Origin of the sequence: Actinomadura sp. 1N219 (assembly GCF_044326405.1) — a bacterium.
GTDB lineage: Bacteria > Actinomycetota > Actinomycetes > Streptosporangiales > Streptosporangiaceae > Spirillospora.
Map to the genome: position 1 here is coordinate 1,197,850 of NZ_JBIRAY010000001.1, position 23,929 is coordinate 1,221,778.

Below are 23,929 nucleotides of genomic sequence, written 5' to 3' on the forward strand. Positions count from 1 at the left end.
CCGGCCGGGCCCGGCCGTCCGCCGTGCACCGGACGGCGGCTCAGCGACTGGACTCCGGGGACGTCCCGAGGGCCGTGCCTAGGGCGGCGCCGAACTCGGTCGTCGCCACGTACGGGCGGACGGCGTGCAGCCGGGGATCGCAGTCCAGCGGAACATCGCGGACGACGTCGCCGCAGCGTGCCCGCAGCCCGCGTCCACCGGTCAGGCCGTCGGCGGGATCCACCAGGTTGGTCCAGGCCCGGAAGGGCGGCGGGCGCGGCACGTCCCACCCCGATGGCACGCCCGCCGTGATCAGCGTGACCGGCGCGGACGCGGGCACGGCCACGGCGCGGCACAGCGCGTCGGCCGCCGCGATCGCCGCGACGCCCAGGCCGACGACGACGCGGGTCCGGCCGTCGATCAGGTTCGCGACCGCACCGACCCGTTCCCGGGCGACGTCGGAGCCGGTCAGCAGGTGCCGGAGCACGGCCAGCGCATGGAGCAGATCCTCTGGAGGGAGGCCGGTGAAGAAACGGGATCGGCCCAGCGCGGCGAGCCGGGCGTCGAAGGCGGCGCCGGTCTCGTCCCGGACGCGATCGTCCGCGAAGAGCGCGTTGCGCCACCATTCGTCCAGCGTGCTCCGCGTCCAGTCGCGCTCCGGGGCGTCCGGGTCGGGCTCCCAGCGGGGAGTTTCGAGATCGACGATCGTGGGCGGGGCCGGGAGCCGGTACGGGTACCCGGCAAGCGCCAGCCCGTCCATCATGGACGTGCTCCACTCCACCTGGAGCGCGGACGCGTCCCTGTGCGGCCCGCCGCCGTGCACCACCAGGATCGGGCTCATCGGGACCTCGCGGAAGCAGAGAGCATCGGCCCGTCCGTGGCGTCGGGACGAAGGCTGTAGCCGTGGGCGTTGACGGCCGCCTCCAGCCCGCCCGGCCACCGCTTCGGAGGATCGTCGCCGACCAGCGTCCGCCACCGGTCGAAGTACCTCCGGTTGACCGACTGGTCCAGCCGCCGGAGCGCGAGCCGTTCGGCCGGGGGCCCGGAGCGCAGCCCGGCGAACGCGGAGACCTCCGCAAGCGTCTCGGCGGGGTCGGCCAGTAGCCGTTCGTAGCGGACGACCAGCGCGTTCCGCAGCAGCGCGATGTCCTGAAAAGCCAGGTCGTGCGCGTGGACCCAGTGCCAGACCAGCTCGCGGGGCGTGAGCGCGGGGGCCCAGGAACGCGTGCTGAGCGATACCGGCACCGGGTGCCGCATCATCAGCACGAACCGCGCGTCCGGGAACATCCGCTGCAGCAGGCGGAACCGGAGCAGGTTCGGAGGGGACTTCTCCAGCAGGACGGGCCTGGACAGATCCCAGTACCGGTCCCATTGGCGGCGCAGAAGCCGGGCGTTCTCCGGTGTCGCGAGCGGGGACTCCTCGGTCAGGTGGGCGTCCGGGAAGAACGCGAACCGTCCCGGCCCGCCGTGGTGCTCGTCCACCGGCAGCACCGTCTGGAGGTACTGCCCCTCGCCCTCCGGGGCCCCGGTCTGCTCGAAGCCGCTGATGTCCGGATGCTCGCCCAGCAGGGACGCCAGCAGCGTGGTTCCGCTGCGGTGGAGTCCGCCGACAAAGACCATCGTGTGTCGCACAGTCGGACGGTAGACGGCGGGACGGGGTCCGCTGCAGTGCCCTTTCTGGCAGGTCATTTCGGTCAGACCCATGGCGCGCTCTTTCGTGGCTTCCGGCATATCGGGCGGGTGCGTGAAGCTCGTCAGGCCCGACCCCGCCACCCTCCCGATGGAGCCGTGAACGCGTGAACGAGAACAGGACCTTCGTCGAGTCGATGTGCGCGCGGGCCGCCGAGCACGGCGACCGGGTCGCCGTCGTCTTCTCCCCGGACCCGTTCCGCGCCGGGGCCGACCTGACCCTCACCTACGGCGAGCTCGACCGGGACGCCCGCGCGATCGCCGCGCTGCTCCAGGACCGGTTCGCCCCCGGCAGCCGGATCCTGGTGCTCCACCCGACCGGCCTGGACTTCACCCGGAGCTTCATCGGCTGCCTGTACGCGGGGATGGTGCCGGTCGCCGCGCCGCTCCCGGACGGCTACCGCCGGCAGACGGACCGGCTCGCGGCCATCGCGCGCGACGCCGACGCGGCCGCCGCACTCGCCGACGCGGCCGACGAGGACGCGCTCGCCGCCTGGGCGGACGAGCAGGACCTCGGCGCGGTCGCCCGGATCGTCCCGGCGCGGGAGGACCTCCCGGCCCCGGACGCCTGGACGCCGCCGCCCCCCGACCCCGGCGCGCTCGCCTTCCTCCAGTACACCTCCGGGTCGGTGGCCGACCCCAAGGGCGTCATGGTGGACCACGCGAACGTCCTGGCCAACACGGAGATCCTGGCGGGGATCGCCGAGCTGGACGCCGAGTCCGTGCTGGGCGGCTGGCTGCCGATGTACCACGACTTCGGCCTGATCGGGCAGCTGCTGACCCCGCTCGGCCTCGGCGGGCGCAGCGTCCTGATGGCGCCGATGGCGTTCCTGCGACGGCCCGTGTCCTGGCTCAAGTTCGTCGAGCGGCACGGCGTCGACTTCTCGCCCGCGCCGAACTTCGCCTTCGACCTGTGCGTGCAGCGCGTCACCGACGAGGAGCTCGCGGGCCTGGACCTGAGCGGCTGGCGCAGCGCGGTGAACGGGGCCGAGCCGGTCCACGCGGCCACCGTGGAGGCGTTCACCCGCCGGTTCGCCGCCGCCGGACTGCGGCCGTCCGCGATGCTGCCCGGCTACGGCATGGCCGAGACGACGCTGGTGGTCTCCGGCGACCGGCCGCGGCGCTTCCCGGTCCTCACCGAGGTCGACACCGCCGCGTTCGAGCGCGGCGAGCTGCGTCCGCCGGAGCCGGGGGCGCCCGTCCGGCGGCTGGTCAGCAGCGGGCCGGCCGAGTTCCTGGACGTCCGGATCGTGGACCCGCGGACGTGCCGGGCGCTGCCGGACGGCCGGGTCGGCGAGATCTGGGTGCGCGGCGCGAACGTCGCCCGCGGCTACTGGAGGCGTCCCGAGGAGACCGCACGCGTCTTCGACGCCGCGCTCGCGGGCGCGGCCGACGGCGCCGGCGGCTTCCTGCGGACCGGGGATCTGGGCGTCCTGCGGGCGGGCGAGCTGTACGTGACCGGCCGCATCAAGGAGCTGATCATCCACCGGGGGCGCAACCTCTACCCCCAGGACCTGGAGGCCACGGCCCGCACCGCCCACCCCGCCCTGGCGCGCGGGGCGGGGGCGGCCTTCGCGGTCGAGGTCCCCGCCGAGGAACTGGTGGTCGTCCAGGAGTGCCGGGGCCGCGTCCCGCAGGGCCTGGCCGAGGTCGCCGCGCGGATCCGCGACAGCCTGAACCGCGAGCACGGCATCGTGCCCAAGGGCGTGGTGCTCGTCCGTCCCGGCGGGGTCGACCGCACCACCAGCGGCAAGATCCAGCGGGGGGTGGTGCGCGGCCGGTTCCTCGCCGGGGACCTCCCCGTCCTGCACGCCGAGCTGGCCCCGGACGTCGTCGCCCTGCGCGCGGAGCGGCCCGGGGGAGCGGCGGCGTCGTGACGGCCACGGCGACGTCCTGCTTCCGGCCGGGCGCGGTGGACCTGCCGGCGTTCGACCGGATGCTCGGCGACCCGTCCGACCCCGGCTCGCCGCTGTCCTACGCGCGCGGCGCCGAACTCGACCGGGCCGAGGAGTTCCCCGACGACATGTGCCGGGAGCTCGACCGGCTCGGGCTGCCCGGCATGTACGTCCCCGTCGAGCACGGCGGCGCGCTCGCCCGCTACGACGAGCTCGTCGCGGCGCTGCGGCTCGTGGCGCGCCGCGACCTGACCGTCGCGATCGGGCACGGCAAGACCTTCCTCGGCGGCGTGTGCGTCTGGCTCGCGGGCGACCCGGGCCAGGCCGCCGCGCTCGGCGCGGACATCGTCGCCGGACGGCCGGTGGCGTGGGGCCTCACCGAGCGCGGCCACGGCAGCGACCTGCTGGCGAGCGAGGTGACCGCCGCCGAGACCGCGGGCGGCTACCGCGTCAGCGGCGAGAAATGGCTGATCAACAACGCGACGCGGGGGACGCTGGCGTGCCTGCTCGTCCGCACCCGTCCCGAGGGCGGCCCGCGCGGGTTCAGCCTGCTGCTGGCCGACAAGCGGCGGATACCCCGCGACCGGTACCGCCACCTGCCGAAGGTGCGCACGCACGGCATCCGCGGCGCGGACATCAGCGGCATCGGCCTGGACGACTGCCCGGTCCCGTCCGGCGCGCTCGTCGGGGAGCCCGGCGGCGGCATCGAGACCGTGCTGCGCGCCCTCCAGATCACCCGGACCGCCTGCACCGCGCTCTCCCTCGGCGCCGCCGACCAGGCGCTGCGGCTCGCCGCCGATTTCGCCGGACGGCGCGAGCTGTACGGCCGGACGCTGATCCGGCTGCCACACGTCCGCCGCACCCTGGGCGAGGCCCACGCCGCGCTGTTCAGCGCCGAGATCGTCAGCGTCGTGGCGGCGCGGGCGCTGCACACGCTGCCCGCGGAGATGAGCGTGCTGTCGGCGGTCGCGAAGTCCTACGTGCCGACCCGCGTCGACAAGATCATCGAGGCGTGCGGGGAGCTCCTCGGGGCGCGCGCCTTCCTCACCGGCGCCCACGAGCACGGCGCGTTCCAGAAGCTGGAGCGCGACCACCGGGTGGTCGGCATCTTCGACGGCAGCACGTTCGTCAACCAGCACGTCCTGATCAGCCATTTCCAGGCGCTCGTGCGCGGGCACCGCGACGGGACCGCCGACGAGGACGGGATCGCCGCCGCCGCCGACCTGTCGGCCCCGCTGCCGCCCGCCCGGCTCGACCGGCTGACGCTGCTGGCGCGCAACGGCTGCGGTCTCACCCAGAACTTGCGCGCCGCCGTCCGGGAACTCCGCGCGCGGGCCGCCGCCGGACGCGCCACGCCCGCCGTCGCCGAGCTGGCCGAAGAGCTCGCCGAACGCTGCGACCGGCTGCACGGCGAGCTGGCGAAGAGCCCGCCCGCGTCCCAGTACGTGCAGCCGGAGGCGTTCGAGCTGGCCCGGCAGTACGAGATGTGCGTCGCGGGGGCGTCCGCTATCCGCGTCTGGCTCCACGACCGCGGTTCCGGACGCGGGGACCTGTGGCTGGAGGCGTGCCTGGTCTACGTGCTGCGCGCGCTGCGCCCCTCCTCGCGGACGGCCGACGACGACGTCTTCGACCGGCTCTTCGACGCCCTGTCCGCCGGGCGCCCGGTCGCGCCGCCGACCACGGAGGGGGTGCGATGACCGCGCCTGCCGAGACGGAGACCGGGATCGAACGCCTCGAACGGATGCTCGGCGACCCGTGGGACCCGGCCAACCCGGTCGGGCACGCCGCCGTCCTCGCCGCCGACGAGGCGGAGGAGCCGTTCGGCGCCGGCGAGCGCGTCCTGGACGAGTTCGGGCTGAACGCCGAGTTCGTCCCGCCCGAGCTGGGCGGCCGCCTCACCGCCCTGGACCGCACGGCCGAGGTCCTGCGGACGGTGTTCCGCCGCGATCCGGCGCTGGGCCTCGGCTACGGCGCGAGCAGCCTGATCGCCGCCGTGAACGTCTGGACGGCGGGCAGCGCCGCGCAGCGCCGCCACACCGCCGACCTGCTGCTGGACGGCGGGCGCCTGATCGTCGGCTACCACGAGCTGGCGCACGGCAACGACCTGGCCAGGGCGGAGCTGTCCGCCCTTCCAGGCCCGGACGGCGCGCTGCTCCTGAACGGCCGCAAGGAGGTCATCGCCAACGCCCGGCGCGCCGAAGCGATGGTGCTGTTCGCGCTCACCGCGCCCGGTCAGGGCAGCCGCAGCCACTCGCAGCTGCTCGTCGACAAGGCCGACCTTCCCCCGGGCGAGCCCGGCTACCTGCCGCGTTTCCACAGCGTGGGGATGCGCGGCGTGCAGCTCGGCGGGCTGGAGTTCCGCGACTGCCCCGTCCCGGCGGGCGCCGTGCTCGGCAGGCCGGGGGAGGGCATGGAGACGGCGCTGCGCTCGTTCCAGATCACCCGGACCGCGCTGCCGTCGATGGCGGTCGGCGTCCTGGAAGGGGGCCTCGACGTCGCGGCGGCCTTCACCGACGAGCGGGTGCTCTACGGCCGGTCGCTGGCCGGGATGCCGCACATCCGCGCCATCCTCGCGGACGCGTTCGCCGACCTGCTCGTCTGCGACGCGATGGCGACCGTGGCGGCGCGGGCCGTCCACCTGCTGCCCGGCGCGGCGAGCCTGTACGCGTCCGCGACCAAGTACTTCGTCGCGACCCTCCTCACCGACGCGATGTACGGGCTGTCCCGGGTGCTCGGCGCGCAGTTCTACATCCGGGAGGGCGCCTACGCGATCTTCCAGAAGCTGGCCCGGGACCTGCCGCCCGCCGGATTCGGGCACGCGGCCCGCGCGGCGTGCCTGGCCACGCTCCTGCCGCAGCTCCCACGCGTGGCCAGGCGCGCGTGGCGGGACGGCGGCGAGGAACCGCCGGAGGCCCTGTTCCGGCTCGGCGCGGGACTGCCGCCGCTGCCGTTCGCCGACCTGGCGCTCACCTCCGGCGGGCGGGACGCCCTCAGCGCCGGGCTCGCCGCCGCCCTGGACGCCCCGCAGGTCCAGGGAGACGTGCGCCGCCTGCTCCAGGTGATCGCCGCCGAACTGTCCGACCTGACGGCCGAGTGCGCCGGGCTGAGCCCGCGCGAGCTGACCGTCGACGCCCCGGCGGAGGCGCTGCGGCTGCCCGCGCGCTACGCGGCGGTGCTGGCGGCGATCGCCTGCGCGAACGTCTGGCTCCACAACGCCGGGGACGACCGGGAGTTCCTCGCCGACCCGATCTGGGTCGTCGCCGCGCTGCGGCGGATCGTCGCGCGGCTGGGACGCGACCCGGGACGTCCGCCCCCGCACCTGTCCGAACCGCTGTGCGCCGAGGTCCTCGCGCGCCACCGCGACCGCCGCGGCATGGGGCTGCGGGACCGTCGCCGACCCTGACCAGGAGACGAGATGAAGCACCAAGAACCGGCCGGCCACCTGGCCGGACACGACCTGCGCGACTTCCTGCGGGAGCGGGTCGCGCACTACGCCGGGCGCCCCCCGGCGGAGATCGAGGCGTCGGCGCCGCTGACGTCCTACGGCCTGGACTCGGTCTACGCCCTGGTCTTCTGCGGCGACATCGAGGAGCGGCTCGGGCTCGTCCTCGAACCCACGGTCATCTGGGACCATCCGACGATCGACGCGCTGGCCGCGCACCTGGGCGGCGTGTCGGGGCCCGCGGCCCGGCGGGGCGGTTCCGGATGACCTCGCTGGAGGCGGTCGCGACCTACCTGCCGGCCGGCCGGGTCCCGATCGCGGTCCTGGGCGGCGAGCTCGGGCTGGACGACGCCGAGGTCAAGGTGTACCGGCGCTTCTTCGGCCTGGACGAGGTCCGCCGCGACCCGGCCGGCCCGCCCACCGACCTGATGCTCGCCGCGGCCGGGAAGCTCGAAGGGCTGCGCGGACGGGAACGGCACGTCCGCTACGTGGTGCAGGCGCGGACCATGCCGATCGTCGTGCCGCACCCGGTCAACCCGGTGCACGAGGTCCGCCGCGAACTCGGGCTGGAGCACGCCGAGGCGTTCGCGCTCACCCACCACGCGTGCGCGTCCGGCCTGCTCGCGGTGGACCTGTGCGGCAAGCTGCTCGCCGCCGACGGGGACCCGGACGGCCTCGCGCTGATCCTCACCGGGGAGAAGACCTTCACCCTGGGCGCGCAGACCGTCCCGGGGACCGCGATCAACGGCGAGGGCGCGGCGGCGGTGCTCGTCGGCGTCCGCGACGACCACGACCGGATGCTCGGCTACGCCGCCCGCACGCACGGCCGCTTCTACGAGTGCCTGTCGCTGACCGACGACCTGTTCACCGAGTTCCAGCAGATCTACACCGAGGCGCTCGCCGAGGTCATGCTGGCCGCCGTCGAACGGGCCGGGATCGCGCTCGACGACGTCGCGCACGTGTTCCCGCACAACGTCAACCGCGTGTCGTGGGTCCGCCTGGCCAGGCATCTGGGGTTCCCGCTGGACCGGGTGTTCCTGGACAACGTCCCGGTCACCGGCCACTGCTTCTGCGCCGACCCCTTCATCAACTACCAGACCGCCCTGGAACGCGGGCTGCTGCGTCCGGGGGACCGCTACCTGCTCGCCACGGTCGGGCTCGGCTCGACCTTCTCGGCGATGGTGCTGGAGCACTGAGGTGACCATGGAAGCCTTCGCGAACCGCCTGCGGCGGGCGCTGACCGGGGACGCCGGCACGCCGCTGGTGTTCCTCGGCAACTTCGAGGTGGAGGACCGCTGGGCGCGGGGGGAGATCGGGCTGTCGCGGCTCTCGTTCGGCGCGGGCGGCGTCATCGCCAACCGCATGGAGGAGTTCGCGCTCCTGCTCGGCGGCGCGGACGACCACGTCGTCCTGAAGGACGAGCCCGACGCCGACTACCTCGGGTACCTGGACGAGCTCGGGTTCACGCTGCCGAGACGCCTCGTGGCCGCCCGGCAGGACCCGGCCCGGATCGTCACCGAGGACGCCCTCGCCGACCCGGCGCTGCTCGCCGCGCTCGGCGGGCTGTCCGGGAGTGGCGCGGCGCTGAGCGCGCACGGCGTCTCCGACCTTGAGGAACGGCTCGCGGCGAAGACCGGCCTAGCGCTGACCGCCCCGTCCGCCGTGGTGTGCAAGGCCGCCAACAGCAAGATCTACAGCCGGCGGCTCGCCGACCGGCTGGGCGTCCGGCAGGCCCGCGGCTGGACGTGCCCGGACCTCGCCGCGCTCGCGTCCGCCTTCGACGCCGCCCGCGACCTGCTCGGAGCAGGTCGCCGCGTGGTGGTGAAGGACGCGTTCGGCGTGTCCGGCAAGGGCATCGAGGTCGTCGCCGACGTCCGGCGGCTCGACCGGCTGCACCGGATGGTCGCCCGGCGCGCGGAGAAGACGGGCACCGACCGGATCGCGCTGGTGGTGGAGGAATGGGTCGCCAAGACCGCCGACCTCAACTACCAGTTCACCGTCGCGCGCGACGGCGGGGTGCACTTCGACTTCGTCAAGGAGGCGCTGACCGAGGACGGCGTCCACAAGGGGCACCGCATGCCAGCCCGCCTGTCCGACCGGCAGGTCGCGGAGCTGCGGGACCTGGCGCCCCGGCTGGGCGCGGCGCTGGCCGCCGACGGCTACTTCGGCGTCGTCGGGGTCGACGCGATGGTGGACCCGGACGGTGGCCTGTATCCCGTCGTGGAGATCAACGCGCGCAACAACATGTCCACCTACCAGGCGTCCGTCCAGGAGGCGTTCCTCGGCGGCGGGCGCACCGCGCTGGCCCGGCACTACCGGCTGCGGCTCGGCCGGCCGCTGCCGTTCAAGGACCTGCGCGCCCGCCTCGGGGACCTGCTGTTCGACCCCGCGCGCGGCAGCGGCCTGCTGGTCAACAACTACGCCACGGTCAACGCGGCCGCACCGGCCGAAGGCGAGGCCCCGTTCGACGGACGGCTGTACGGAATCGTCGTCGCGGGCTCCTCGGACTCGATGGCCGCGCTGGACCGCGAGATCGGCGACCGCCTGGCGGCCGCGACTGCTGAGAGGACGACCCACGATGACGCGTGAATTCCAGGTGCAGGGGATCCCGGTCTCCGACCTGGCGGACGAGTTCGGCACCCCGCTGTTCGTCTACGACGGCGAGGTGCTGCGCGACCGCTTCCAGGGGTTGCGCGACCGGCTGCATCCCGCCATGGAGATCTTCTATTCGCTGAAGGCGAATCCGAACGTGTCGGTCTGCGCGCTGCTGCACTCGCTGGGCGCGCGGGCCGAGGTCTCGTCGCTGGTGGAGCTGCGGACGGCCTTGCTGGCCGGGGTCGACCCGCAGGACGTCATCTTCCTCGGGCCGGGCAAGAGCCGCCGCGAGCTGGCCGCCTGCCTGGACGAGGGCGTCTACGCCATCGTCTGCGAGTCGCTTCCCGAACTCGCCGAGATCGACCGGCTGGCGCGGGAGCGGGGGCTGCGCGCCCCGGTCGCGCTGCGGGTGAACCCCAGCTTCGCGGTCAAGCGGTCCGGGCTGGCGATGGGCGGCAAGCCGCGCCAGTTCGGCATCGACGAGGAGCAGCTGTTCGCCGAGCACGGCCTGGCGGAGCGGTTCCCGGGCGTCGACCTCATGGGCGTCCAGGTGTACATGGGGACGCGGATCCTCAGCGAGGACGTCGTCGTGGAGAACACCACGCGCATCCTCGACCTGGCCGACCGGGTCTGCGCCCACCTGGGCGTCGAGCCGCGCATGGTCGACGTCGGCGGCGGCCTCGGCGTCGGCTACTTCGCCGGGGAGCCGGATCTGGACCCCGCCGTGCTGACCGAGCGCCTCAACCCGGTCGTTGACGCGTTCGCCGACCGGCATCCCGGCACCCGGCTGATCATGGAGCTGGGCCGGTATCTCACCGCCGAGTCCGGGACCTACGTCGTCGCCGTCCGCTACGTGAAGACGTCGATGGGGGAGCGGTTCGCGGTGACCGACGGCGGGACCCACCACCACATGGCGGCGGTGGGGATCGGGTCGTTCGTCAAACGCAACTTCCCCATGGCGGCGCTCACCCGCATGGACGAGCCCGCCACCGAGGAATGGAACGTCACCGGCCCGCTCTGCACGCCCAACGACACGCTCGCCAAGAAGGCCGAGCTGCCCCCCGTACGGCCCGGCGACCTGCTCGGGGTGCTCCGGTCCGGGGCCTACGGCCCGACCGCGTCGCCCGTGCTGTTCCTCAGCCACGGCTACCCGGCCGAGGTGCTGGTGGACGAGGGCCGCGCCCATCTGGTCCGGGAGCGCGACCGGCCGGAGGACCTGCTGACCCGGCAGCGCCTGTACGACCCGGCCGTGCCCGTCACGGCCGGCGCCTGACGCACACACCGTCCACGTCTCCGAGAGGTGATGATTCCCATGCAGAACACGAGCACGACCGGACCGCGCGGCCGCGTGGTCGGCGCGATCGTGACGGCGCTGGCCCAGACGGCCGGCCTCGCCCCCGACACCATCGGCGAGCAGAGCGCGCTCTTCGCCGAGCTGGGCCTGGACTCCACCACGATCCTCGGGCTGCTGATGGCCCTGGAGGAGGAACTGGAGATCGAGTTCGACACGGACTCGCTGGAGCAGCACCACTTCGAGACCGTCGGGACGCTGGCGTCCTTCGTCGTGGAGCAGCTGGCCGAGCAGACGCCCGAGAGCGTCGGGGGCTAGCCCGCGATGTACCTCGCGACCTCCCCGGAGACGCCGCGCACGGCGGCCCCGCCCGGCCCGGCTCCGTCCGGCACGGCCCTGCCCGGCCCGGCTCCGTCCGGCCCGGCGCCGCTCCGGCTCGCCCGGGCGGTGAGCCGGACGTTCGGCGAGGGGCCGCCCTTCCTGCCCGACCCGGTCGAACCGGGGCTCGACCGGATGCAGTCCGACCTGGCCCGCCCGTACGGCGTCGCCTACCTGCCGGACCGGCTGAAGTCGGGCCGCCGGAACACCTACACCGAGATGACGCAGGCCCTGCTCGCCGACCTCGGCGAGCCCGGCGGCCCGGTGGATCTGGTACTGGTGGCCAACAGCGCCCCGGACGCCGATCCCCGGCGTTCGCCGTCCTGCTTCCTCACCGAGGCGCTGCCGGGCGACGCGCTGGCCTTCAACGTCTCCGACCAGGGGCCGACCACCGGGTTCACCGCGCTGCGCCTGGCCGAGCAGTACGCCCGGGACGACGGGTTCCGGCGCGTCCTGCTGGTACTGGTCGACCAGCGGACGTTCCTGTACGACACCGAGGGGGCGGCGGGCGTGCCGCTGCACGACAGCGCCGTCGCCCTCCTCTTCGACGACACGGGAGCGGCGGGCGGCTTCCAGACCCGGCGGTTCACCGGCGTCACACCGGGCCAGGTCGGAGCCTTGCTCGACGAGGCCATCGCCGGGCCGCCGCACACCGGCGACCTGCCGCTCACGCTGATCACCGGCGCGGACCTGGACGCGACCCGCCTCGACGCGCACGGCCGCCCCATCGACGTGCGCCGTGCGGAACCCGGGCGTCCCTGCACCGGGCCTTGGCGGGAACTGGCGGAGGCCCTTCCGGACCTCGCCTCGTCCGGGCCCCGCCGCGTGGTCGTCGCCGACCACGACCCCGTCCTGCACTACCTGTGCGTGGCCACGGCCACGCTGAACGCGCCGGAAATGGAGGAGCCTCCGTCATGACCGACCTGACCGCGTCCCCGGCGGACGCGAGCGGCGCGCGCTCCGGCCCGCTGGCGGACCACCGCCGGATCGCCCGTTCGGAGGGCCTGCTCCCGGCACTGCGCCGCCTGCTGGACGACCTGTACGGCGACCGGATCCCCTGGGGCCCGGGAGGGCACGCCGTGGTCCCGGAGCCGCTCGGCGCGGGGATGACCGTCCTCGACACGCTGCCGGTCGAGGGAGAAACGCTCCGCGCACTAAAGAACCCGGACCCGGACCCGGACCCGGACGCGGACGCCCCGGACGACGATGACCCGGATCGCGCGGCATGGTCGCTGGGGCTGGCCCGGCTGCGGCTCGGCCTGTCCGAACGGCTGCGCGACACCGTGCTTGAGCACCTGGCGGGACGCACCGTCGGCGACTCCCGGCTCCTGCAGCAGCAGATGGTGAAGGGCCAGGTCGCCGACGTCCTGACCGCGCACCTGGAGATCGAGACGATGCTGGACGGCGCCGTCCCCGGCGACCCGGACGACGACACCGTGACCCGGCTGCACGTCCAGATCACCGAAAGCGACCGGATGCTGCTGCGGCTGCTGGGCGCCGCTGGATTCCTGCGGGACGGCCCCGGCGGCGTCGCCCACGCCTCCGAACTGCTCGCCGACGCCTATGCCGGCCCTTCACCGGACGGAGCCACGCCATGATCGAACTCGACGCGCGGACGGCCGCGATCCGGCGGCGCGCGCGGGAGTGGGCCCGGGAGCTGAAACCGCTCGCGCTGGAGCTCGACCGCGACCCCGACGCGATCCACCGCCATCTGGACGTCGGGATCGTGTCGTATCTGACCCGGATGCCCGTCCCGCCCGAGTACAACCCGCACCCCGTGATCGTCGAGGGGCACCGCTTCTACGGCACCGGCACCCTGGAGCGGGTCGTGTTCGCCGAGGAGATCGCGGTCGGCGACGCGGGAATGCTGCTGGCCGCGCCCGGCCCGGTCATGTCCGGCGTGCTGGTCGACGCGATGGGCGACGAGCGGCAGAAGGAATGGTTCTACGGCCGCATCCTGGAGCGTCCCACCTGGACGTTCTTCGCGCTGACCGAGCCCGGGGGCGGCTCGGACGCGGGCGCGATGCGTACCACGGCAGCCCAGGACGGCGACGCGCTCGTGCTGAACGGCGTCAAGCGGTACATCGGCAACGCGGCCCGCGCCGACATCGGGGTCGTGTTCGCCCGGACCCGGCCGGGCCCGCTCGGCGTGACGGCGGTGCTCGCCGAGACGTCCGACCCCGGCTTCACCGCCGAGCCGCTGGAGACCCTCGGCCTGCGCGGCCTGCGGATCTGCGCCGTCTCGCTGGACGGGGTGCGGGTGCCCGCCGACCGCGTCCTCGGCCGGCATCTGCGGCCCACCCAGCGCGGCATGTGGGCCGCGGTGCAGGGGCTGAACCGGCTGCGGCCCGGCGTCGCGGCGTTCGGGCTGGGGATCGCGCGGGCCGCCCACGAGTACGTCCGGACGGAGCGCGCCGCCCTCCGTCCGTCCGAGCGCGCCAGGCTGGAGGATCTCGGGCACCGGATCGAGTGCGCCCGGCAGCTCATCTGGCGGGCGGCGCTCGCGGTGGACGCGGGCGATCCGGCGGCGGGCGCGCTGGCGTCGGCGGCGAAGGCGCGGGCGTCCCGGCTGGCCGAGGACGCGACCCGCGAGGCGCTCGCCTTCTTCGGTCCCGGCGCGCGGCTGGAGCACCCCCTGCTGGACAAGCTCGCCCGGGACGCGCGCGGCGTGGAGTTCATGGAGGGCACCGGCAACATCCAGAAGCTGAACCTCTTCACCGGCCTCGCCCAGCGGAAGCCGGCCGATGCCTGACAAGCCGGTGCCTGACAAGGACGCCGCCGGGACCGGCGTGGACGTCTGGACGTTCGCTCTGGACGCCCCGCCCAGCGTCACGGCGGATCTGTCCCGCATGCTGAGCGCGGACGAGACGATGCGCGCCGCGCGCCTCCGAAAGCCCGCCGAACGGCGCCATTTCACCGTTTCCAGGGGAGCCGTCCGCCGGATTCTCGCCGGATATCTCGGCGCCCGTCCGGAGGCGCTGTACTTCGAGCGGGACGGGAACGGTAAACCGCGCATCCCGGGCGGAATCCATTTCAATCTCTCGCATTCCGCCGGGGTCGGCGTGCTCGCCGTGACGCGCGGGCGGGAGGTCGGGATCGACGTGGACGCGCCCCGCGCCGGGCTGTCCCCGGTGCGCCTGGCCGGCCGCTACTTCCCGCCCGGCGAGGCCCGTCTGGTCGCCTCCGCCAGGTGCCCGGGGGAGACCTTCGTCCGGCTGTGGACGCGCAAGGAAGCCGTGGTCAAGGCCGCCGGAGGACGCATGGTCGAGGGGCTGGGCATCCCCGTGGCGGACGCCGCCCGCCCCGTCCGGGACCCGGCGGGCCGGGTCCCGGGCGAATGGACGGTGTCCGACCTGACGCTGCGCGGCGGCCATCTCGCGGCGGTGGCCGTCGAGGGCGTCCGGCGGTTTCCGATCATCGTCAGGCATGCCTATCTGGGGAGCGCGTAAGCGCGTCCACTCAGGTGTTATCAATACCGTTGCCTGCGGCCACACTTTAGCTGCGAGCCGAAATGCCAGGAATAGCGCCTCGGAGGCGATGCGAAATGTTGGAATTGCGGGAGCGGCGATGGCCGGCCGCGCCGACGGCGGAGGAGCGCGAGCTCCTCGCCGAGACCGCGGGCTCCCGCAGCTGGACCGACGGCGTGTGGACCGAAGAGGTCGAGCGGCGGATGGCGGAGCTGACCGGCGCCCCGCACGCGGTGGCGTTCAACAGCTGCACCTCCGCGCTGCACGCGGCCCTGTACGCGATGGGCGCCGAGCGCGGCGCGCCCGTCACGATCCCGGCCTTCACCTTCGCCGGGACCGTGACCGGGGCCCGGCACATCGGCGCGGCCCTGCGCTTCGCCGACGTCGCTCCGGACACGCTGACGCTCGACCCGGCCGCCGCGGACGGCGGGCTGACCATCGCCGTCGACCTGCACGGCGTCCCGCACGGGCTGCCCCGGGACGCGGTGCTGACCGACGCCTGCCAGTCGCTCGGCACCCGGATCGGCGGGCGGCACGTCGGCGCCATCGGCACGCACGCCTGGTCGTTCTCCGCGTCCAAGATGGTCACCGCCCCCGATGGCGGCGCCGTCACCACGAGCGACCCCGCCCTCGCCGACCACATGCGCGAACTGCGCGACTACGGAGTGCCCGCGGGACGATCCCGCTCCAACGCGGGCGTGGTGTGGCCCGGCGGGCACAACTGGCGGCCCTCCGAGCTGTCGATGGTGATGGTCGGGCACCGGCTCGGCCGGCTCGGCCATTGGACCGCCAGGTCCCGGGAGGTCACCGGCCGGCTGCACGCCGCGCTCGACCGGGCCGGGCTGTGGCGGCAGCACGTGCCCGCCGGCGCCGAACCCGGCTGGCACAAGGTGCGCTTCGGCGCGCCCGACTGGAACCCGCGCGCCGCGGGCCGGATGGAACGCGCGCTCGCCGAGGCGGGCGTCCCGACCCATCGCTGGGGCGCGGTCCCGGTCCACCGGCACCCCGCGTTCCGCCCGGACGGGCAGCCTCCGCGGCCGGTCGCAGAGCGGGCCGCGGCCGGGACGCTCTGCCTCGGCACCGAGGCATGCCCCCCGATGACCTGGACCGACGACGAGGTCGACCAGGTCTGCGTCCTGTTGGAAACGATCAGAGAAGGCTGAAGACATGGACAACTCGCAAGTTCGCGTGGGGATCATCGGCGTCGGCAACTGCGCCCGCGCCCTGATCGAGGGCACCGCCTTCTACCGGGCCCATCCCGACGTCACCGCCGGGCTGATGTTCCCGCTCATCGGCCCCTACGCGGCCGGATCAGTGGAGCCCGTCGCGGCCTGGGACGTCGACACCGAGAAGGTCGGCAAGGACCTCTGGTCCGCCCGCGCCGCCGGGCAGAACCTCCACGTCGGCATCCCGCAGGACGAGCTGCTGCCCGTCGCCGCCGATGTCGAGGTGCTGCGCGCCCCCACCCTCGACGGTGCGGGCAACCGCTACCAGGAGCGCATCGGCCTCGCCCCGGAGGAGCCGGGCCAGGACCGCGCCGAGGTCGTCGAGCAGATCCGCGCGGCCGGGGTGGACGTGCTGCTCAGCTACCTGCCGGTCGGGTCGCAGGCCGCGTCCGAGTGGTGGGCCGAGACCGCGCTGGAGGCGGGTGTCGCGTTCGTCAACAACATCCCGGCGTTCATCGCGTCCGAGGGCCCCTGGCGGGAGCGGTTCCGCGCGGCGGGCCTGCCGCTGATCGGCGACGACATCAAGTCCCAGCTCGGCGCGACGTACGTGCACCGCGCCCTGGTCCGGGCCTTCGCGGACCGCGGCGTCGCGCTGCAGCGGACCTACCAGCTGAACGTCGGCGGCAACATGGACTTCTACAACATGCTGGAGCAGGAGCGGCTGGCGTCCAAGCGCCGCTCCAAGACCTCGGCAGTGACCGACGCCTACACCGGGGAGCTGTCCGACGACAGCGTGCACATCGGCCCGTCGGACTACGTCCCCTTCCTCGGCGACACCAAGAAGGCGTTCATCCGGTGCGAGGGCCTGGGCTTCGGCGGCGCGCCGATCGAGCTGGAGGTCCAGCTCACCGTCCCCGACTCGCCCAACTCGGCGGGCGTGGTCATCGACGCCGCCCGCATCGCCAAGCTTGCGATGGACCGGGGGGACGTGGCGGTCGACGAGTGGGTCTCCGCCTGGCTGTTCAAGGCCCCGCCGCGCGCCGTCGCCCAGGAGTCGGACCTGGTCGCCAAGGACCAGCTGCGGCGCTGGATCCGCGACGGCTCGTCCCGCGACGGCTCGTCCCGCGACGGCTTGTCCCGCGAGGGCTCGTCCGGCGGGGCGTGAGGGGCCTTCATGTACGTACTGGGAATCAACGGTTTCTTCTCCCGTCCCAACGAGGATTTCGTTCCCGGGTTGCCGGAGTACTTCTTTCATGACGCGTCCGCCGTCCTGCTGCACGACGGGCAGGTGGTGGCCGCCGTCGAGCAGGAGCGGCTGAGCCGGATCAAGCACACCAACCGCTTTCCCGGCGCGGCCATCCGCGCGTGCCTGGACCGCGCGGGGATCACCTTCCGGCAGCTCGACCGGATCGCGTTCTTCTTCGCCGAAGAATGGGTCGACAAGGTCCTGTTCCAGCTGTATTCCGCGCATCCGGAGACGGGCGTCCAATGGAGCAGGCGGCTCATCGCCGACCGGATCCGGGAGGCGTTCGGGGAGGACGTTCCCGACGACAAGCTCGCCTTCGTCCCGCACCACCTCTCGCACGCCTATTCGACCTATCCGCAGTCGGGCTATGACGACGCTCTGGTCGTGGTCATGGACGGTCAGGGAGAAGGCGTCTCGACGTCCTTCTACAGCGCTGAGGGAGACAGCGTCGAACGGCTGAGCTCCGAGGACATCGACCATTCCATCGGCCATCTCTACACCGCCGGAACGGAGATCCTCGGTTACCGGCTGTTCGACGAGTACAAGGTGATGGGCCTGGCCCCGTACGGGGACCCGGACGTCTACGCGGGGCTGTTCGCCGACCTGTACCGCCTCCGCGATGACGGCCGCTACGGGATGAACCACCAGGACCTGAAGCTGCTGGCGCTCCGCGCGGGCGTCGTCCCGCGCCGCAAGGGCGAGCCGATGACGCAGCGGCACATGGACTTCGCCGCGGGCCTGCAGCGCGCCACCGAGGAGCTCGCCGGGCACATGATCGCGCACTGGCGGCGGGTCACCGGCCACCGGCGCCTCGCCATCGCGGGCGGCGTCGGGCAGAACTGCACGCTGAACGGGAAACTCCTGGCCTGCGGCGACTTCGACGACGTCTTCGTGCACCCGGCCGCCCACGATGCGGGGGCGGCGCTCGGCGCGGCGCTGCGCGTCCACCAGGAGTCGGCTGGCGGCCTGACGCGCGACCGCGTCCGCAGCGTCTTCTGGGGGCCCGGCCTCCCGGCCCAGGACGCGATCGCGGCCGAACTCGACCGCTGGGCGGAATTCGTGACCTACCGGCGTTCGGACGACGTCGCAGGCGAGACCGCGGCCCGCATCGCCGGCGGCGAGGTGGTCGGTTGGATGCAGGGCCGTTCCGAGTTCGGCCCGCGCGCCCTGGGCAACCGCAGCATCCTCGCCGACCCCCGGCCGCAGGAGAACCACAGTCGGGTCAACCTCATGGTGAAGAACCGGGAGTCGTACCGTCCGTTCGCGCCGTCGGTCCAGGCCGAGAGCCTGCGCGACTATTTCGAGTTTCCCGCTGACGCGCCCACTCCCGACTTCATGGTCTTCACCGTTCCCGTCCGTTCCGAGTACCGTTCCGCCCTCGCCGCGATCACCCACGTGGACGGCACCGCGCGGGTCCATGCCGTGGCCCGCGAGGTGAATCCCCGCTACTGGGAACTGCTGGAGGAATTCGAGAAGCAGACCGGTTTCCCGTTGCTGCTGAACACCTCGTTCAACAACCATGCCGAACCGATCGTCGATTCCGTCCGGGACGGCGTCCGCTGCTTCCTCACCACCGGCCTGGACCGCCTGGTGATCGGCGATTACGTCGTCACCAAACGCGACCGCACCGCGATGGAAATCGCCAATCTGGTGCCGACCCTTCCCGCCTTCGCCCTCCTGGAGAAGACCGTTACCGCCACGGGCGAGACCGGCCGGCTGACGGCGAACTACGCCATCGCGAAATCGTCCGACGTCGGCGACCAGACCTTCGAGATCCTCCGCAAGGCGGACGGCTCCGCGCGGCTGGTCGACCTCGGCGTCGACGCCTCCACGTCCGCCGGCCTGCGGACCCTGGAGGAGATCGAGGCCCTCTGGCGGGACCGCCTGCTGGATCTCGCTCCCCGGGACTGAGGGCCGGGCGTATCGCGGAAATGGAAGGCGACGTCCGGCGTCTGGTGGACGCGTCGGCGCGGGCCGCGCGGCGAGCCGGGCGCCATCTGATGGAGAACTCCGGACGCGGAGCGGACGCCCGCGCCAAGGCGGGCACCCACGAGCACGATGTGGTCACCGAGCTGGACGCCGCGGTCGAGGCGATGATCAGCGCTGACCTGACCGCGGCCTGCCCGGGTTCCGCCGTCATCGGCGAGGAGGGCGGCGCGCGAGGCGTGGGCGGCGGCGCGGCGAGCGATGTGCGCTGGTACGTCGACCCGATCGACGGCACCCACAACTTCGCGCGCGGCCTCCCGCTGTTCTGCGTGTCCATCGGCCTCACGGTGGACGGCGTCCCGGCCGGAGGGTGCGTGTACGAGCCCGCGCGCGACGAGCTCTACACCGCCACCGCCGAGCGGATTCTCCGCAACGGCCGCCCGGTCGAACGCCCGCCCGAACGCGCGGTGCCGATGATCCTGACCGACCTTCCCCGCGCGGGAACCGCCGCCGACCCCGCCGAGCTAGAGCTGTTCACCAGGCTGCTGGCCGCCGCCGACGTCCGCAGGATCGGATCGTCCGCGCTCGCCCTCGCCTATGTGGCCACCGGCCGGGCCGACATGGCGGTCACCCCCGACGCGTTCCCCTGGGACTACGCCGCCGGCCGCGTGCTGGTGACCGCGTCCGGGGGCGCGTTCACCACTGTTCCCGACGAGCCGCCTGTTCCCGACGAGCCGCCGGCCCCGGACGGGCCGTCCCCGACGCGTCCGGGCGCCTTCGCCGCGTGGCGGCCCGGCCTCGCCGATCTCGGCGCGGCCGTCGTCGAATCGCTCGACAAGTTCGCGTTCCTCCGCGATTGGCGCGAAGACGACAACGGTCTGGCCTGACCGGACGGCGCTCCTATTTCATGGCGAACGCCCGCACATTCGGGCGCCCCATCGCCACCCAGAGGGGACAGTGAACGAAATGATGAACGACGCCACGAAGATCGATTGCCTGAACGTCGTGGTTTATGTGAAGAACGTCGTCCTCGGCCGCGGTCTGGAGGCGGTCCTGCGCATCCTGCCGAGGGTCGGGCAGGTGCACCACTGCACGACGCGTCCCGCCGTCGACCAGGCCGTCGCCGAGGGCGAGGTGGACGTGCTCATCGTCACCAGCGCGGAGAGCGCGATCGCGGCGGAGCTCGCCATCGCCCGGCACCGGGCCAAGGTGCTCATGCTGCTCGACGAGCAGGAGGCGTCGGGCTCCTCGCTCGTCTCCGCCGCCGGCGCCGACGGGTTCCTGATCCAGCAGGACCTGACCGCGCCCGACCTCGCCGAGGTGCTGGACCGGATGATGCTCGGCGAGATGCCGATGCCGGTGCGGATGGGACGCGAGCTGCTGGCCCGCGCGGGCGCGCCGACGCCCGCCGGGCCGACGCGCGGGGCCGTGCTCACCCCCCGCGAGAACGAGACCCTGGTGCTGCTGGCCGAGGGGCTGAGCAACAAGCAGATCGCGCGCCGCCTGTCGATCTCCGACCACGGCGCCAAGCGGCTGGTCACCAGCGTCATGCTGAAGCTCGGCGCGCCGAACCGCACCGCCGCCGTCGTGATCGCCATCAAGCAGGGGATCATCACCGCCGCATGATCGGCGCCGGCCATTCGGATATGCACTTCCGGCGGAAAGAGCGCGCGTGATCCATATCAGTGTCTCGATCATGTATCACCCGCGCAGAAAGGCGCGGATCCCGGAACTGGTGGCGGGCTGCGCCCCGCTGCGGGCCACCCCGGTGTGCGACCCCGAGCCCGACGGAGCGCCGAGCCCGCTCCGTACCGCCAAGCGGGCCTGGGCGGAGATCGCCGCCGGTGCCACCCACCATCTGGTGCTCCAGGACGACGTCGTCCTCGCGCCGGGATTCGCCGGGCAGTTGCATGAGACGGTCGCCCGCAATCCCGGGTGCGGTGTCTCGCTGTACTCGCACTGGGACAGCCCGCAGAACTCCTACCTCGTCCGGCGGGCGGCCGTCGCGGGCGCGGCGTACGCGCCGCTCTCGCGCACCGAGTGGACCCCGTGCCAGGGCTTCGTCCTGCCCGTGGACAGGGCCCGCGAGCTGGCCGCCTACCTCGCCGGCATTCCCGACGAGGTGCAGGACGACGACGAGATGGTGGTGATCTTCTGCCGCGAGCGGGGGATCCCGGTCGTCGCGACGGTGCCCCACCTGGTCGACCACGGCGCGGAACGCACGATCGTCGGGCACGAGGGCGGGCTGCGGGCGACGGTCTTCGTCCAAGGCGAGGCGATGCCGTCCGGCCACTGGTCGGGCGGCCACTGGTCGGGCGGGCCCGGGACCGAGCCCGGCCCCTACACCGTCGAACTCCTGGAGTCGCGGTGCGGCGTACGGCTGGTGCACCGCGATCCCGTCGAGCACAAGTTCGGCTGGTACTGGTACGACGCCTGCGACGCCATCGGACCGCCTCCCGAGACGGTGCTCGACGCGGCGGCGTCCCACCTCGCCCGCGTGCCCACCGAACTCCTGCGGACCTCGACCGAGGTGTGGGCGGCGGGCTACCTCCTCGGCGCCGACGCCGCGCGCGGTGCCGACGCCGCGCGCGGCCCGGACGCCCCGTCCTCCGGCGGCCCGCTCGCCCGGCACGCGATCGAGTCGTGGATCGAGTCCGGGCTGTCGGCGCCCGACCTGAAGCTCTTCGCCGGGAAGGACCGGGCCGATCTGGTCGAGCTGGGCCTGACCGCCGTCGGGCACGGGCTCGCGAGCGGCGAGGACGCGAGCGGCGGAGGATCCGATGGCCGCTGACCTGATCGTGACGGCGACGGCCATGGCCCGCCGGGAGGCCGCCGCCCTGCTGCTGCCCGCGCCGTTCGTCCCGACCGACGGGATCGGGACGCTCGTCACGGTCCGGCCGCTGCCGTGCCCGGCGTGCGGCGCCCGCGACGAGCGCCGACGCTGGACGGTGCCGTTCGCCGCAGAGGACACCGCCCGTGAAGCACCTGGGCCGACGCTGTCGATGCTGGCATGCGAGACGCTGACCGCACGTGCCGTGCTCCCCATCGTCGTCACCGTCGAACGCGTCCCCGAACTGCGTGAAGCACGGTTCCAGACGCGCGCCGCCCACTGGACCGCGCTGGCGCCAGAGGCGGGACCGGACCACGAAAAGGCCCTCGCCGAGATCGACGCGTCCGAACGCTGGATCGACGCACCCGAAGATTTCTCCGGCGAATGGACGCTGCCCGCCTCGACCCGCCTCTGCCGTCCCGCGTCCGGTTGGCGGCAGCACCGCGCGGACCTGGCGCCGCATTTCCTGAGCCCGCACCGAGACCTGCCGCCGCGCGTCGACCGGCACTATGCCGCCGTCCGCCGGTCGGCGCTCCGGGACGCCTACCGAGAGCCCCCGCCGGGCCATGCCCGTCCGGGCAGGTAGGTCGGTCAGCCGGAAGTCGCGGTCGGATGAGGCTGATCAGGGTGCCCGTGCCCGGACGAGTCTTCTGGTCATGAGCGAACACTGGCGGCGGATCGGTCGCCTGGCCGTCCCGATGGCCGCGGCGCAGACCCTCGCCGTCATGGTGCCGGTCGTGATCGTCGCCATGATGGGCTGGATGGGCACCGAGGCCATCCAGGTCCGCGCCCTGTACATGCCGCTCGCGTTCCTCTTCTTCGCGGTGCAGATCGCGTTCGACATCGCGAGCCAGACGATCAGCGCGCTGCGCTCGGGCCGCGGCGAGCCGGACGCGATGGCCACGATGCTGAGCCTGGCGCTCGTCTGGGCCGTCGCCGGGCTCGTGCTCGCGGGCGGGCTGATCGTCGCCGCCCCGGCGCTGGCGAACGTCCTCGGCGCCGCGCCGGAGATCGCGGACGACTTCGTGACGTTCCTGCGCTGGATGTCGATCGCGAACCTGACGCTGGCGTGGCCGGTGCTGTGCACGTCCACCCTGCGCGGGATGGGCCGGGCCGGGACGGGCGCGACGATCATGATCACCGGCATCGCGGTGGAGATCGCCGGGCTGAGCGTCCTCGGGTTCGGCCTGGACCTCGGCATCTCCGCGCTGCCCCTGGCCACCGCCCTCAACGGAGTCGTCGCCGGCGCGTTCGGCATGGTCATGCTCGGGCGCGCCGGGCTGCTGCAGGGCCGGGGGTGGCGGCCGGAGGTCCTCGGCGTCCTCCTGCGGACGGGGATCCCGGTGAGCCTGACCAACCTCGTGATGTTCGGGCTGAACTTCGTCTTCGTGATGATGCTGAAGCCCTTCGGCCCGAACGTGATCGCCGGGTTCGGCACGGCGGTCACGCTGCAGAACCTGATCATCATGCCGGCGGTGGTGCTCGGCTCGGCGACCGCCATCGTGATGAACCAGCGGCGCGGCGCCGACGAGCGCATCCCGCTCCTTCCGGTGCTGCGCGCCGCGCTCTGGATGTCGCTGGCGGTCTACCTGGTGATCGTCCCGGCGGTCTGGCTGCTGCGCGGCGTGATCGGCGGCCTGACCGCCGAGAACGAGCAGATCGCGGGGGAGACCGCGCACTACATCGCGATCGTGGGGCCGAGCTACCTCGTGCTCTGCCTGGTCCTCACCTCGCTGGTGGCGCTGGAGCAGATCGGCGGCGCGCTGCTCGCGCTCACCGGCACCGCGATCTACGTCCTCGGCTCGGTCGGCATCGCCGCGGTCGCCGGACGGGGGGCCGATGACCCGGCCCCCGTCTACGGGGCGATGAGCGGGATGAACGCGGCGGGCGTCGTGGCCGTCGTCGCGGCGCTGGTGTTCGTCCGGCTCCGGGACTACCGGATGCGGGCCTCGCCCAAGCATCGCCGGCGCCGGGCGCCGCCGATCCGCGACGGCAAGACCCGTTCCGTCACCGGATAGCGAACCA

At 73.5% G+C, this 23,929-nt stretch carries 22 protein-coding genes; 20 read left to right on the plus strand and 2 right to left on the minus strand.

The features are described from left to right. Nucleotides 1-40: 40 nt before the first annotated feature. The gene (locus tag ACH35V_RS05430; protein ID WP_395970397.1) at nt 41-820 is read right to left on the minus strand and encodes a hypothetical protein; all 780 of its coding nucleotides are present in this window, start codon (nt 818-820) and stop codon (nt 41-43) included. Further along, nucleotides 817-1,611, minus strand: a complete 795-nt coding sequence (locus ACH35V_RS05435; protein ID WP_395970398.1) for a sulfotransferase family protein — start codon at nt 1,609-1,611, stop codon at nt 817-819. The genes ACH35V_RS05430 and ACH35V_RS05435 overlap by 4 nt, the downstream gene beginning before the upstream one ends. Before the next feature lie 164 nt (nt 1,612-1,775). On the opposite strand from ACH35V_RS05435, the gene ACH35V_RS05440 reads away from it, so the two are divergent. From ACH35V_RS05440 to ACH35V_RS05535, 20 genes are all read left to right on the plus strand, one after another. Continuing rightward, nucleotides 1,776-3,545: a fatty acyl-AMP ligase gene (locus ACH35V_RS05440; RefSeq protein ID WP_395970399.1), complete on the plus strand. Its 1,770-nt coding sequence runs from the start codon at nt 1,776-1,778 to the stop codon at nt 3,543-3,545. Beyond that, nucleotides 3,542-5,260, plus strand: coding sequence for an acyl-CoA dehydrogenase family protein (locus tag ACH35V_RS05445; RefSeq protein WP_395970400.1), 1,719 nt, complete (start codon nt 3,542-3,544; stop codon nt 5,258-5,260). The genes ACH35V_RS05440 and ACH35V_RS05445 overlap by 4 nt, the downstream gene beginning before the upstream one ends. Further along, nucleotides 5,257-6,966, plus strand: a complete 1,710-nt coding sequence (locus tag ACH35V_RS05450; RefSeq protein ID WP_395970401.1) for an acyl-CoA dehydrogenase — start codon at nt 5,257-5,259, stop codon at nt 6,964-6,966. Before ACH35V_RS05445 ends, ACH35V_RS05450 begins: the two co-directional genes overlap by 4 nt. Nucleotides 6,967-6,978: 12 nt before the next feature. Then, nucleotides 6,979-7,272: an acyl carrier protein gene (locus ACH35V_RS05455; RefSeq protein WP_395970402.1), complete on the plus strand. Its 294-nt coding sequence runs from the start codon at nt 6,979-6,981 to the stop codon at nt 7,270-7,272. Further along, nucleotides 7,269-8,201, plus strand: a complete 933-nt coding sequence (locus ACH35V_RS05460; protein WP_395970403.1) for a 3-oxoacyl-[acyl-carrier-protein] synthase III C-terminal domain-containing protein — start codon at nt 7,269-7,271, stop codon at nt 8,199-8,201. The genes ACH35V_RS05455 and ACH35V_RS05460 overlap by 4 nt, the downstream gene beginning before the upstream one ends. A 7-nt stretch (nt 8,202-8,208) precedes the next feature. Beyond that, complete coding sequence (locus ACH35V_RS05465; protein WP_395971140.1) at nt 8,209-9,594, plus strand: ATP-grasp domain-containing protein; 1,386 nt, start codon at nt 8,209-8,211, stop codon at nt 9,592-9,594. Further along, nucleotides 9,584-10,873 (plus strand): type III PLP-dependent enzyme, encoded by a 1,290-nt coding sequence (locus ACH35V_RS05470; protein WP_395970404.1) that lies wholly within the window; start codon nt 9,584-9,586, stop codon nt 10,871-10,873. The genes ACH35V_RS05465 and ACH35V_RS05470 overlap by 11 nt, the downstream gene beginning before the upstream one ends. A 39-nt stretch (nt 10,874-10,912) precedes the next feature. Next, a complete protein-coding gene (locus tag ACH35V_RS05475; protein WP_395970405.1) occupies nt 10,913-11,209 on the plus strand; it encodes a phosphopantetheine-binding protein in 297 nt (98 codons plus the stop codon). A 6-nt stretch (nt 11,210-11,215) separates the two neighbouring features. Then, nucleotides 11,216-12,187, plus strand: coding sequence for a hypothetical protein (locus ACH35V_RS05480; RefSeq protein ID WP_395970406.1), 972 nt, complete (start codon nt 11,216-11,218; stop codon nt 12,185-12,187). Then, the gene (locus ACH35V_RS05485) at nt 12,184-12,867 is read left to right on the plus strand and encodes a hypothetical protein (RefSeq protein WP_395970407.1); all 684 of its coding nucleotides are present in this window, start codon (nt 12,184-12,186) and stop codon (nt 12,865-12,867) included. The genes ACH35V_RS05480 and ACH35V_RS05485 overlap by 4 nt, the downstream gene beginning before the upstream one ends. Further along, nucleotides 12,864-14,021, plus strand: a complete 1,158-nt coding sequence (locus tag ACH35V_RS05490; RefSeq protein WP_395970408.1) for an acyl-CoA dehydrogenase family protein — start codon at nt 12,864-12,866, stop codon at nt 14,019-14,021. Before ACH35V_RS05485 ends, ACH35V_RS05490 begins: the two co-directional genes overlap by 4 nt. After that, entirely contained in the window at nt 14,014-14,718 is a 705-nt protein-coding gene (locus ACH35V_RS05495) for a 4'-phosphopantetheinyl transferase family protein (protein ID WP_395970409.1), read from the plus strand. The genes ACH35V_RS05490 and ACH35V_RS05495 overlap by 8 nt, the downstream gene beginning before the upstream one ends. Before the next feature lie 95 nt (nt 14,719-14,813). Further along, complete coding sequence (locus ACH35V_RS05500) at nt 14,814-15,899, plus strand: DegT/DnrJ/EryC1/StrS family aminotransferase (protein WP_395970410.1); 1,086 nt, start codon at nt 14,814-14,816, stop codon at nt 15,897-15,899. A 4-nt stretch (nt 15,900-15,903) separates the two neighbouring features. Then, nucleotides 15,904-17,067, plus strand: a complete 1,164-nt coding sequence (locus tag ACH35V_RS05505) for an inositol-3-phosphate synthase (protein ID WP_395970411.1) — start codon at nt 15,904-15,906, stop codon at nt 17,065-17,067. 9 nt (nt 17,068-17,076) lie between these two features. Then, nucleotides 17,077-19,059, plus strand: coding sequence for a carbamoyltransferase (locus ACH35V_RS05510; protein WP_395970412.1), 1,983 nt, complete (start codon nt 17,077-17,079; stop codon nt 19,057-19,059). A gap of 20 nt (nt 19,060-19,079) precedes the next feature. Continuing rightward, on the plus strand, nt 19,080-19,961 hold the full coding sequence (locus ACH35V_RS05515) for an inositol monophosphatase family protein (RefSeq protein WP_395970413.1): 882 nt from the start codon (nt 19,080-19,082) through the stop codon (nt 19,959-19,961). Nucleotides 19,962-20,040: 79 nt separating this feature from the next. Then, nucleotides 20,041-20,700 (plus strand): response regulator transcription factor, encoded by a 660-nt coding sequence (locus ACH35V_RS05520; RefSeq protein WP_395970414.1) that lies wholly within the window; start codon nt 20,041-20,043, stop codon nt 20,698-20,700. 46 nt (nt 20,701-20,746) lie between these two features. Further along, nucleotides 20,747-21,865 carry a hypothetical protein gene (locus tag ACH35V_RS05525; RefSeq protein WP_395970415.1) on the plus strand — a complete coding sequence of 373 codons (1,119 nt, stop codon included), beginning with the start codon at nt 20,747-20,749 and terminating at the stop codon, nt 21,863-21,865. Further along, nucleotides 21,855-22,490 carry a hypothetical protein gene (locus ACH35V_RS05530; RefSeq protein WP_395970416.1) on the plus strand — a complete coding sequence of 212 codons (636 nt, stop codon included), beginning with the start codon at nt 21,855-21,857 and terminating at the stop codon, nt 22,488-22,490. The genes ACH35V_RS05525 and ACH35V_RS05530 overlap by 11 nt, the downstream gene beginning before the upstream one ends. A 70-nt stretch (nt 22,491-22,560) precedes the next feature. Continuing rightward, nucleotides 22,561-23,922 carry an MATE family efflux transporter gene (locus ACH35V_RS05535; RefSeq protein WP_395970417.1) on the plus strand — a complete coding sequence of 454 codons (1,362 nt, stop codon included), beginning with the start codon at nt 22,561-22,563 and terminating at the stop codon, nt 23,920-23,922. Nucleotides 23,923-23,929 lie beyond the last annotated feature (7 nt).

Excerpts from the sequence above, each read along its gene's own strand:
- ACH35V_RS05460 (WP_395970403.1), top strand. The coding sequence starts at position 7,269 with ATGACCTCGCTGGAGGCGGTCGCGACCTACCTGCCGGCCGGCCGGGTC.
- ACH35V_RS05465 (WP_395971140.1), top strand. The coding sequence starts at position 8,209 with ATGGAAGCCTTCGCGAACCGCCTGCGGCGGGCGCTGACCGGGGACGCC.
- ACH35V_RS05505 (WP_395970411.1), top strand. The coding sequence starts at position 15,904 with ATGGACAACTCGCAAGTTCGCGTGGGGATCATCGGCGTCGGCAACTGC.
- ACH35V_RS05455 (WP_395970402.1), top strand. The coding sequence starts at position 6,979 with ATGAAGCACCAAGAACCGGCCGGCCACCTGGCCGGACACGACCTGCGC.
- ACH35V_RS05515 (WP_395970413.1), top strand. The coding sequence starts at position 19,080 with ATGGAAGGCGACGTCCGGCGTCTGGTGGACGCGTCGGCGCGGGCCGCG.
- ACH35V_RS05495 (WP_395970409.1), top strand. The coding sequence starts at position 14,014 with ATGCCTGACAAGCCGGTGCCTGACAAGGACGCCGCCGGGACCGGCGTG.
- ACH35V_RS05450 (WP_395970401.1), top strand. The coding sequence starts at position 5,257 with ATGACCGCGCCTGCCGAGACGGAGACCGGGATCGAACGCCTCGAACGG.
- ACH35V_RS05500 (WP_395970410.1), top strand. The coding sequence starts at position 14,814 with ATGTTGGAATTGCGGGAGCGGCGATGGCCGGCCGCGCCGACGGCGGAG.
- ACH35V_RS05485 (WP_395970407.1), top strand. The coding sequence starts at position 12,184 with ATGACCGACCTGACCGCGTCCCCGGCGGACGCGAGCGGCGCGCGCTCC.
- ACH35V_RS05490 (WP_395970408.1), top strand. The coding sequence starts at position 12,864 with ATGATCGAACTCGACGCGCGGACGGCCGCGATCCGGCGGCGCGCGCGG.
- ACH35V_RS05475 (WP_395970405.1), top strand. The coding sequence starts at position 10,913 with ATGCAGAACACGAGCACGACCGGACCGCGCGGCCGCGTGGTCGGCGCG.
- ACH35V_RS05480 (WP_395970406.1), top strand. The coding sequence starts at position 11,216 with ATGTACCTCGCGACCTCCCCGGAGACGCCGCGCACGGCGGCCCCGCCC.
- ACH35V_RS05510 (WP_395970412.1), top strand. The coding sequence starts at position 17,077 with ATGTACGTACTGGGAATCAACGGTTTCTTCTCCCGTCCCAACGAGGAT.
- ACH35V_RS05520 (WP_395970414.1), top strand. The coding sequence starts at position 20,041 with ATGATGAACGACGCCACGAAGATCGATTGCCTGAACGTCGTGGTTTAT.
- ACH35V_RS05535 (WP_395970417.1), top strand. The coding sequence starts at position 22,561 with ATGAGCGAACACTGGCGGCGGATCGGTCGCCTGGCCGTCCCGATGGCC.
- ACH35V_RS05470 (WP_395970404.1), top strand. The coding sequence starts at position 9,584 with ATGACGCGTGAATTCCAGGTGCAGGGGATCCCGGTCTCCGACCTGGCG.
- ACH35V_RS05430 (WP_395970397.1), bottom strand. The coding sequence starts at position 820 with ATGAGCCCGATCCTGGTGGTGCACGGCGGCGGGCCGCACAGGGACGCG.
- ACH35V_RS05530 (WP_395970416.1), top strand. The coding sequence starts at position 21,855 with ATGGCCGCTGACCTGATCGTGACGGCGACGGCCATGGCCCGCCGGGAG.